This window comes from Pseudothermotoga sp. (genome assembly GCA_025060105.1).
In the GTDB taxonomy this organism is placed as follows: domain Bacteria; phylum Thermotogota; class Thermotogae; order Thermotogales; family DSM-5069; genus Pseudothermotoga_A.
Window position 1 is genome coordinate 24,816 of record JANXCS010000011.1, and the last position, 10,337, is coordinate 35,152.

Below are 10,337 nucleotides of genomic sequence, written 5' to 3' on the forward strand. Positions count from 1 at the left end.
TGTTCTGTCAATCAAGTACAGGCTCAGGGCGAAGAAGAATGAAGAATTGGTCAGCCTCGCGCAAGCGGGATTGAAAGAAGCGCTCGAGCTCATAGTGGAGCGCTATTATCCTATGGTCTGCAGGATCTGTTCAAAATACTATGCACCTTGGGCCGAATTCGAAGACATGGTTCAAAGTGCGTTGGTGGGACTCATCAAGGCAGTTTATTATTATCAACCGGACAAGAGTGGTTTCACTTCGTTCGCGTGGAGGAACGTGGAATCGGAACTGAAATCTTTTCTCACTTTTTTGAACAGAAAGAAGAACAAACTCCTCACGGATGCGGTGAGCATGGATTTACTCGCCTCATCGGAAGATTCGGAAGAAACTGGTTATTCTTTTGAAGACACAGTCAGATCTACCGCTCGAAATGCGCTTGGAGAGATGATCATCGAACGTGTGAAAAATTTCCTGAATGAACTTGAGGCTGACATATTTCAAATGTGGCTCGACGGATTCAGTTACGAAGAGATCCAAACGACGTTGAACGTGAACTTCAAGAAGGTGGACAACACGATACAGAAAGTCAGAAGGATCGTGAAAGAGAAGATAGATCCTGCTTTGCTGAACAGCTTTTTCAGCGAAGGATGATCAACTCAATTCGAGCAATTTTTCTAACACACCGTACTCCGATAGTTCTTTGTTCAAAGCTTCTGAAGCGTTTTTCTTGTATAAGCTCACCGCTTCTGCTAAATTGTTCAAAGCCAGATCGCAAACGATCAACATCGCTAAGGTCTGTTCGTTTGGTTGCTCTTTGTTCAACAAGCTCAGCAGGACTAACCTCGCTTCTGCAAACCTTTCCAAATTGATGAGTAGCGAGGCTAAGTTCGTGTGGGCGATCGTGAAGGTGGGATCACAGTCTATGGATCTTCTGTAACATTCTATCGCTTCGGCGTACCTCTCCATGCGAGCATAGACATTCCCAAGGTTGTTCCAAACCTCTGGAGTCTGGTGAATCTTCAGACATTCCTTGTAAAGATTTTCAGCTTCTTCCAATCTGTTTTCCTTACTCGCTCGCAAGGCTTTCTCGAAGATTTCTTCGATCATTTTTGCAGCATACCTTTCGTGTAGTACACTGTGTCGGAGAAGATCTCTTGTGCCAGCCTCACTTCGAATTTCACGGGCACGATGTCCGATGGGATAGGCCTGGTTCTGGTGAATCTAACGTTCCACACGGGTTGGAACATTTCAAAGTTCGATTTAAAATAGCCAAAACCTCCGCTCAGAAGAACCTCTTCGTTGGGTACATCTGGAATGAAGATGCGCACGTTCTTTCCTCTCAAGCTCACCACGTCAGTCCGCTTCAATTCTTTGGTGTCTTTCAGAACGACGGCGTAACTACCACTACGCTTCAACGTCGGTAAAACTTTCTTGAAGGAATCTTTCTCCACGTTCGACCAAGCGACGGCTCTATGACCCAAGCTGAGTTCGAAGAAAACGGGTCCACCACCTTCGCGCACTTGCACCATTTCTCCGATTATTGGAATTGGATCTGCAAAGATGTTTTCAACGCGTACCGATAGGACTGCTTTGTCTTGTTCGAAACTGAGTGAATCTATCTTCACCACGAGAGGCTCTTTACCTTTGAAGGGAAAGATGTGAACACTGTGGGCTTTAAAGTCCGCCGTGATCAAGAAAGGGTAGTTGTATTCCATCGTGATGTAGTGTTCTGAAAATTTTCCAACTTCAATGAGATTGTCTTTGCTGATCAAAAAGATCGCGTTGTCTTTGAGAACGAAGGGTTCATCGAAGACCGTCAGTTCGAAACACCAAGCACCGTACGCGGGCATTTCCAAGATCTTCTTCAAATTGAAATCTAAAAGCACAATCCTGTTTTTGAAAATGTCCAAGATCCAGATGCCTTTCAAACCGACTTCTATGTCCTGAATCGAGTAGAACTCGTCGAGATCGAAGAATTTGAGTTTTCCAGATTCGAAACAGAATATTCTGTCCACGTCTGCCCCCCAGAGCCTTCCGAGCCGGTCGAAACCTGCCAAGATCGGCCTGATGAATCCTGAATGGATGATCTGGGTTTTTCCATTCGCTGGGTCGAAAACGGCCAGTTTGTCTTCACCTGCGATGTAGATCTGTTTGAAAGCGTGAGAGACCATACTTTCTGGCTTGAAACCGAGTTTGTAGACGGTGTATCCTGACGTACCGTACTCGATCAAGCGACCGTTGATCTTATCTGCAATATAAATGTTGCGTCCCAATGCGATAGGAGAGATCGGAGAATAAAAATACTCTACACCGTTTTTGAATCCGTCTATCCTCAACACTTCTTGCGAAAGGGTCGGTGTCGATTCAGCCAGAGGCATACTGAAGGTTTCTATTTCTTTCACGAGGGAAACTGCCTCGTCCTTGGTTGGGGCTATGACCAGTATGGTTTTCAGATCTTCCAGGGCCTTCTCTACCGCACCGATGTCTATGTCTAATTTCGAAGTGAAAAACCAGAATTCAGGGATGTCCGTGATGTAAATGAGGCCAGAGAGTGCTTTGGACATATTTTCTCTGGCGGTCAACACATCACCGCCGTACCAAGCTTCCAGCGCGCGCGCAAACAGAATCCTGGCTTCTTCTTCGTTCGTGATGGCGAAGCAAATCGATGTGAGTAACAATAAAAAGAGCAGGATCGATTTCATTTCTTCTTCACCATGGCGATGAGATCCGTTTTTCTCTCTTTTCCGTGCATCAACCTCTCTATGTTGTCTGAATGCCTGAGCGTTGAGAGTGTGGCCAACAAGAAGAACAGAACAGCGATGTTGCGGTCGAAGAACAAAGCGACGGCTGAAGCTAAAAACAAACTCACGATCGATGCCACAGAGACGTACTTGGTGAGGATCGTCAGTGCGAGCCAGCTTGCGAGGAAGACGAAACCGCAAACAGGACAGAGTGCGAAGAATACCCCACAGGTGCTCGCCACGCCCTTACCGCCTTTGAATTTCAAAAAGACAGGAAAGTCGTGTCCAAGAACGGCACTGATGGCTGCTATCCCGATGAATATCTTGTTGTACTGATAAATCTGGGCGAATATCAAAACGGGTATGAACGTTTTCAGCGCGTCCAGCACCATGCAAGAAAAACCTATGACTGGCCCTGCGGCCCTCAACGCGTTGGTACCCCCAACGTTTCCACTACCGATCTTTCTGACATCCACTTTCTTCAACTTCGGTAGAAGATAGCTGAACGGGACCGCACCGCACAGATAACAAACCACCGCCGTTAGAACGTACTCCAAGGTTTCACCTCCGTGGTTTGAATTCAAGAAAGATCGGTGAACCTGTGAAAGGATCTATTCTCTCTCTTATGAGCCTTTGAAACATCCTCTTCGCTTCTTCTTTGATATCCTCTTCTCTGTTCACTGTGATCACGAACTTCGGTGGTTTGATCTTCACTTGCTTGATGGAATAAACTTTTACACTCCCAAGACTCGGTGCGAGTATGGGAAGTTGTACCAACAACCTGTTCAGTTTCGTCTGCTCGGCCTTCCTACAGTAGGAGCTGTAAGCTTCGTCTATCGCGTCGAGAAGCTGTTTCAAACCTTGCCTTTTAATGGCACTAGTGAACACAACTCTGCAAAAACTTGCGAACGGCATTTCCGCTCTGACCATGCGTTCATAATCGGACATCTTCGAATCGACCAGATCGAATTTGTTCACGTCGATCACTAACGCTTTACCGCGATCGAGCGCGAGGCCTGCGATCCTTTTATCTTGACGTGACACACCCTCTACAGCGTCTAAGAGTAATACCACCACGTCTGCAGACTCGATCGTGTCTATGGCGCGTTTGACACTGAAATATTCCAAGCTCTTCTTCTCGATTCTGCTCTTTCGTCTCAAACCTGCCGTGTCTATGAACATGTACTTTTTTCCGTCTATTTCTACCAGTTCGTCCACTGGATCTCTGGTGGTTCCTGGGATCGGGGTGACATTGACGCGATCTTCACCGAGAATTGCGTTGAAGATGGAAGATTTCCCCACATTCGGTTTACCAACGATGGCGATGGAAGGATAGGTCGCATCTTTTTGAATTTGGTCTAGAGGAACATTCATTTGTTTCAAAGTGTCCACGATCTTGTCGAGTAGTTGATCCACATTCAAACCATGTTGAGCGGAGACCATTACGAAATCATCGAAACCTAGTTTGAAAATGTCTGGCAGATTTTCCTGAACGATTTTCATGTTCTCAGTTTTGTTGACGACCAGTATGACCTTTTTTCCCAACTTTCTCAACACCTGGGCCACGTACTCGTCCTCTGAAGTGATGCCACCTCTCGCATCGACGACGAACAACACTAGATCGGCTTCCTCAAAAGCTTTCAACGCTCTTTCCTTCATTGATTGAAGCATCCCATCGTCGGTTTTTTCGTACACACCGCATGTATCGTACAGCAAGAAAGCAGCGTCACCATAGACCACGGTACCTTTGAGGGTGTCTCTGGTGACGCCTTCTTCTTTTTCGGTGATCGCTTTCCTTCTACCTATGAGTCTGTTGAAGAGGGTCGATTTACCCACGTTCGTTTTTCCCGCGATGACCACCTTGGCCATGGTTCATTTCTTCAAAAGATCTCCCAGAGTCTTTTGAGAACCTCCCATCTTCTTTTTGTATTCTTCATAATCTCTCATTTCTTCCAACTTTTTTTGACTCACGAGGATCTTTCTGCGTTCTGGTATCAATCTGAGTACGAGCACTTCTATTTCGGCCCCCTCCTTGAGCTCCTCAGATGCGTGGGTGGATGGCATGAACGCTTCAACTTGGTACTGTTTCAATTCCAACACGTAGCCTGAGTTCAATTTTGCCCTGACTTTCGCCACCACGGCACCGCCTTCCTTGACGCTCTCGACGATCTTTTCCCAAGGATCCGGCATCGTTTGCTTTACGCTGAGTCTCATCTTTCTGTTTTGAGCATCTATCGATAGGATCTTCACTTTTATTCTCTGTTTTTCTCTGAACAGCTCGGTCGGATCGTTCACTTTATTCCAAGCCAACTCCGATTTTGGTACCAAACCGGTCACACCATCTTCGATTTCGACTATCAATCCTGTCGGTAGAACTTTGAGCACAACTCCGTTCACAATGTCGCCTTCTCTGTAGCGTTCGGTGATACCATCCCAAGGGTCGCCCTGTGCCCTCTTGTAGCTGAGAGCGAGTCTGTGTTTTTCTGGATCGATCTCTATCACCTCAGCTTGAATGAGTTGGCCTGGTTTGAAGAATTTCTTCAGATCGACCTTCTTGTTACCCCAGAAGATCTCGGAGATGTGTATCAAACCGTCCAAGCCAGGCTCGAGGTTCACAAAGACACCGAAAGGTGCGATATTCTTCACAGTCCCTTGAACGATCGTGCCGACTTTGTACTTTTCGACCGCCATCTGCCAAGGATCCGGTTCGAGCGCTTTGAGGCTGACCTCGATCGAGCGCTGATTGGGATCCAGTTTTGTGATCTTGACTTTGATGGTCTCTCCTTCTTTGAGCGCATCGTATATGGAAACGGAAGGATCATGGGAAACTTCCTCGCGTGGTAGTGTGGCCGTGAGTGGACCTATCTTCACTGTGGCACCGGAAGCCTTCACCCGTTCCACCTTCACTTCGACGATGTCACCCACAGTGTGTGAACTGAAGAACGATTGGATTTGCCGCTCGACCAATGCCTTACGAGACACAACGATCCTGCCACGTCTACCAGGTACATAGTCGATCACCAGAAATTCGTGTTCTCCCTGGGGCAGTTCGGCTTCTCGCCTGAGTAAAGATTCGGAACCCGGCAAGAACGCGTCGAACACGTTGAACAATCGAACTATGTAACCACCAGACACTTGCTGAACGAAATATCCCTTCACTGGTGTACCAGATTCCTTTGCCTCTCTCAACAGCTTTTCTGCACTCCTTCTGTAAGGCCTCAATTCGGAGAGCATGGCATAGCCTTCCTCGTCGTTTATCTTGAGTATTTGTACCCTGATCTTTTCACCGACTCTGTAGCTTGAAGGTTCTCTCACAAGCTCCGATGGCTGGATTCTGCCTTCCTGCTTACCTCCAAAATCGACGGACAGACCCTCGGCCGGATCGACCGCCGTGACCACAGCTTCCACCACTTGCCCTGGACCAAGTTCGGCGAAATCCAGATATCTCTCAAAATCATTCATACTCGTGTTCTCCTTCATACAATCTACCTCCCAGTTGGATTTTCTCAACGACCGTTTTCACGTCCTCTAAAGGTGTGGACGTACCGGCCGTCACACCGATCTTTTTGAAATTTTTGAAATCGATGTCGATAATCTCAGAAGCACTCTCGACGTGCAAAACCTTCGTCATTTTGGAGGCGATTTTCGCTAACTTCTTGGTGTTCGAACTGTTTTTTCCTCCAACGACGACGATCAAATCACATTCCCTCGCCATATTTCTGACCTCGATTTCACGTTTATGGGTGATCTCACAGACAGTGTTCAAAAGTAAAAACTCCCTTGGTTCAGATGATTTGAGTAATTCTGCACCAAAGTCGAGAAAATCTTCCAACGACATGGTAGTTTGCGAAAGCACGCACACTCTATCTTTCAAAGGGATAGCGGTTTCAGTAACGATGGCATCTTCTACATATCCTTTCAGTGCCTTCATCTCATCGTGGTTTTCATCGCCGAAGACGACCACAACGTAACTTTCTTCCTTCGCCCGCTTGGCTTTATCGAACAGTTTTAGAACGATCGGACAAGTCGCATCTATCACTCTCTTGAAATTTTTTTCAAGTTCGTTCAGAACTTTCGGAGCCACGCCGTGGGCTCTCACGATGAGAACAGAATCTTTCGCATCCTTTGGGACAGGTTCGTTCTCGCGAAAGATCTTCAGCCCTTGACGTTTCAATCTTTCAACCACGTTCTTGTTGTGTACGATCTCACCGAGAGTGTACACACTGCGCTCGGTCTTCAAACATTCCTGTACGATCTCGAGTGCTCGTTCTACACCGAAGCAAAAGCCAATGTTTTCAGCAACGCACAGCTTCATCTGTTTTCCTCCTGTTCACTACCTCCAAAGCTTCCTCGAGCACCTGCGCTATACTCTTACAAGTCGTGTCGATGATCACAGCATCCTCAGCGGGTCTCAGTGGGGCAAGATCTCTGGAAGAATCCCTCTGATCGCGTTCTTCTATTTGCTTGGCCACTTCTTCGAAGGAAAGTTCGATTCCTTTTTGTTTGAGTTCTTTGAGCCTCCGTTTGACTCTCTCTTCGAACGAAGCTGTGAGGAATATCTTCACTTGCGCGTGCGGCAGAACCACGGTACCTATATCCCTACCCTCAACGACGAAGTTTCCCTTTTCGCAGATTTTCCTCTGAAGCTGGGTCAATTTGTTCCTGACTTCCGGTAAGGTGGCGAAACTCGAAGCGAGCTGACCAGCCTTCGCGGATCTGATGTCCTCTTCTTGGACCTTCTTTCCGTTGAGGTAGATTTGGCCATCGATGTATTCTATTTCTATACTCTCGAGTACATCGTGAAGGTCATCTCCGGGCTTGAAACCTTTCGAATGCAAATAGATCGACACGGCACGATACATAGCTCCAGTGTCTAGATGGTTGAATCCAAGCTTTTCTGCTAAAAGTCTTGCTATCGTAGACTTTCCAGAACCTGCAGGACCATCTATAGCGATCAGAAAACTCCCCAACTCAAGCTTCCTCCAAAACGTCAACGATCTTGAAAACTTTGTCCAAACGAGTCATTTCAAAGATTCTCTTGACGTTCTGTCTGAGTCCCATCAAGATCAGTTCTTTTCCAAGGTTCCTCGTGTCCTTGAGCACGGCCACCATGGCACCCAAACCAGCACTGTCCACGTATGGAACGTTTGACATGTCTATCACGATCTTACTTGCCTTTGAACCGTCCATCTTCTCCTTTATCAGCTTTTTGATCTCTGCAGAGTGGTACGCGTCGAAATCACCGTTGATTCTGCACAACAGCTTGTCGGAATGCTCTTCAAACTTAACGTTCGCTTCGATCATGTACCATTCCCTCCAGTTATTTTTATTTTCAACTCCCTGAGTTGCCTCTCACTCACTACGTCTGGTGCACCCGTCAATGGGCACACACCGCTCGCAGTCTTTGGGAAGGCTATCACGTCTCTAATCGACGGGACATTACAGATTATAGCAACCAAACGGTCCAAACCGAGCGCGATGCCACCGTGAGGAGGCGCACCGTACTGGAAGGCTTCCAAAAGAAAACCGAACTTGATTCTGATTTCTTCTTCCGTCAACTGCATGAGCCTGAAAATCTCTCTCTGTAAACTCCTATCGTGTATCCTTATGCTTCCAGAACCGATCTCATAACCGTTGATGACCAGATCGTAAGATTGTGCCCTTATCTTGGAGAGATCTTCATCTTTGTATTTTGATAGATCTTCCAAGTTCGGCATCGTGAAAGGATGATGTTGAGCGACGAATCTGCCTTCTTCCTCACTGTATTCGAACATCGGAAAGTCCAAGACCCAGAACACGTCGAAACCAACTTTCAGATGAGAAAGATGACCATCGCCGATGGTCTTTCTCAGCTCGCCCAGTGCCACGTTCACTTCACTCAACTTTCCAGCGACCATCAAACAGACATCGCCTTGGTTCATTGAGGTTTGTTTTGCGACTTCCCCATAGATGTCTTTCAAATGCTTCAGGGCGCTACCTTTAATTTCGTCCTCCAAGGCGAACCACAGAATACCACCTGGTCCATTCTTCTTGACGATCGCTTCAAACTCTTCGGCGATTTTTCTACTCATCTTGGAGGCGAAATTCTTAACCACGAAGCCTTTGACGACACCCCCAGTGTCGATGATGTTTCTCACGATGTTGTAATCGGTTCTTTTGAAAACTTCGGTCACATCGAAGAACTGCATACCGATCCTTCTGTCTGGTTTATCTGAACCGTAAGTGTTCATGCAATGATCGTAGCTCAATCTATCGAAATTCTCAGGTAATTCAACGTTCAAAACCTGTTTGAAGACGTGGCGGACCAAACCCTCAACCGTTTGTAACACGTCTTCTCTGGTCACAAAAGACATCTCTATGTCTATCTGGGTGAATTCAGGTTGTCTGTCTGCTCTGAGATCTTCGTCCCTGAAACATCGAACGATCTGAAAGTATCGATCTAATCCTCCCACCATGAGCAACTGCTTGAACAGCTGTGGAGACTGGGGGAGTGCGTAGAAAGTACCTGGCTTGAGTCTCGAGGGTACCAGAAAATCTCTCGCACCTTCGGGGGTACTCTTGGTCAAGAAAGGTGTTTCCACTTCGACGAAACCTTGCGAACTTAAATACTGTCTCACCGCTTGAGCCACTTTGTGTCTGGTGATGATCCTGTCCATCATTTCTTTCCTTCTCAAGTCTATGTAACGGTATTTGAGCCTCACTTCTTCGCTGGGCAAGGTCGTTTCTCCGGGATAGAATGGAAGTTCTTTTTCGGGTGAGGAAAGAATCTCTATGCGTTCGGCGATCAACTCTATCTCTCCCGTGGGAAGTTCTCTGTTCACGGTATCTTCAGGTCGAGCCTTCACTGTGCCTTCCACACGCACTACGGCTTCTCTTTTCAGCTCCACATCGAAATCTTTCGAAAGCACAACTTGTGTCTGACCGTATCTGTCCCTGAGCATGATGAACTTCACCCCACCCAGGTCTCTAACCCTGTCCACCCACCCAGAGAGCACCACCTTTTTGCCCACATCACTGAGTCTGAGTTCTCCACACGTGTGTGTCCTCAGCATAAATCAACCTCCCAGTATTGCCTCTTAGAAAAATAATACAGCAAAGTCTTACAAGATGTACGGATCGACGAACACATCTATCCAAGGTTTTGAGAAGGAAAACCGCACGAAGAAAAGAATCGAAACGATCAAGAGAATCGACACAATCGTTCTGAAATTCTTAGAGGCGTTCAACTGATCCAACTCTTTTTCGATCACTCTTCCAAAAATTCCAGAAATGATCACCACGGCGAACGCCCAAATCAGTTCGATCGTTAAACTTTCGATCCTTCCGAAGAGTGCTGGAACCAAGTACCAAACTATCAGTATAAACCAGGGTACCAATGTGGTTGCGAAGAGTCTAGAAGGCCAAAAATCACTACGTTTTTTGAGGATGAAGAATTCTATCGTACTTGCAAACAGATAAGCCCAAAAACCCATCTTGAGATGTTCAAAAACAGATTCGTCCGTTCCACAGAAAGGTTTTAAAAGGGGCCAACCAGTAAGTTCATAACCGAAGTGCAGGATCGAGAACAACACTGTGTAGATCAGAATTTTCAGAAAAGTTTTCACAAACTGGCACCT

The 10,337-nt window shown here is 46.7% G+C and carries 11 protein-coding genes; 1 reads left to right on the plus strand and 10 read right to left on the minus strand.

Annotation, left to right across the window (positions count from 1 at the left end; genetic code table 11):
- The first annotated feature begins 46 nt into the window (after positions 1–46).
- Positions 47–631, plus strand: a complete 585-nt coding sequence (locus NZ875_09125) for a sigma-70 family RNA polymerase sigma factor (protein ID MCS7175897.1) — start codon at positions 47–49, stop codon at positions 629–631.
- Here NZ875_09125 and NZ875_09130 read toward each other — a convergent pair whose 3' ends face one another.
- Genes NZ875_09130 through NZ875_09175 form a run of 10 tightly spaced genes read right to left on the minus strand, consistent with a single transcriptional unit; the run spans position 632 to position 10,325 of the window.
- Positions 632–1,087, minus strand: a complete 456-nt coding sequence (locus NZ875_09130; GenBank protein ID MCS7175898.1) for a tetratricopeptide repeat protein — start codon at positions 1,085–1,087, stop codon at positions 632–634. It lies immediately after the preceding gene.
- Positions 1,084–2,682 carry a hypothetical protein gene (locus NZ875_09135; protein ID MCS7175899.1) on the minus strand — a complete coding sequence of 533 codons (1,599 nt, stop codon included), beginning with the start codon at positions 2,680–2,682 and terminating at the stop codon, positions 1,084–1,086. The genes NZ875_09130 and NZ875_09135 overlap by 4 nt, the downstream gene beginning before the upstream one ends.
- Positions 2,679–3,278, minus strand: a complete 600-nt coding sequence (gene plsY, locus NZ875_09140) for a glycerol-3-phosphate 1-O-acyltransferase PlsY (protein MCS7175900.1) — start codon at positions 3,276–3,278, stop codon at positions 2,679–2,681. Before plsY ends, NZ875_09135 begins: the two co-directional genes overlap by 4 nt.
- 4 nt (positions 3,279–3,282) lie before the next feature.
- Positions 3,283–4,590: a ribosome biogenesis GTPase Der gene (der, locus tag NZ875_09145; GenBank protein MCS7175901.1), complete on the minus strand. Its 1,308-nt coding sequence runs from the start codon at positions 4,588–4,590 to the stop codon at positions 3,283–3,285.
- Positions 4,591–4,593: 3 nt separating this feature from the next.
- Positions 4,594–6,201, minus strand: a complete 1,608-nt coding sequence (locus tag NZ875_09150) for a 30S ribosomal protein S1 (GenBank protein ID MCS7175902.1) — start codon at positions 6,199–6,201, stop codon at positions 4,594–4,596.
- Positions 6,176–7,036 carry a 4-hydroxy-3-methylbut-2-enyl diphosphate reductase gene (gene ispH, locus NZ875_09155; protein MCS7175903.1) on the minus strand — a complete coding sequence of 287 codons (861 nt, stop codon included), beginning with the start codon at positions 7,034–7,036 and terminating at the stop codon, positions 6,176–6,178. Before ispH ends, NZ875_09150 begins: the two co-directional genes overlap by 26 nt.
- On the minus strand, positions 7,017–7,691 hold the full coding sequence (cmk, locus tag NZ875_09160; protein MCS7175904.1) for a (d)CMP kinase: 675 nt from the start codon (positions 7,689–7,691) through the stop codon (positions 7,017–7,019). Before cmk ends, ispH begins: the two co-directional genes overlap by 20 nt.
- Position 7,692: 1 nt before the next feature.
- The gene (locus NZ875_09165; protein ID MCS7175905.1) at positions 7,693–8,025 is read right to left on the minus strand and encodes an STAS domain-containing protein; all 333 of its coding nucleotides are present in this window, start codon (positions 8,023–8,025) and stop codon (positions 7,693–7,695) included.
- The gene (gene aspS / locus NZ875_09170) at positions 8,022–9,773 is read right to left on the minus strand and encodes an aspartate--tRNA ligase (protein ID MCS7175906.1); all 1,752 of its coding nucleotides are present in this window, start codon (positions 9,771–9,773) and stop codon (positions 8,022–8,024) included. The genes NZ875_09165 and aspS overlap by 4 nt, the downstream gene beginning before the upstream one ends.
- A 48-nt stretch (positions 9,774–9,821) precedes the next feature.
- Positions 9,822–10,325, minus strand: a complete 504-nt coding sequence (locus NZ875_09175; protein ID MCS7175907.1) for a DUF6512 family protein — start codon at positions 10,323–10,325, stop codon at positions 9,822–9,824.
- Positions 10,326–10,337: the final 12 nt, after the last annotated feature.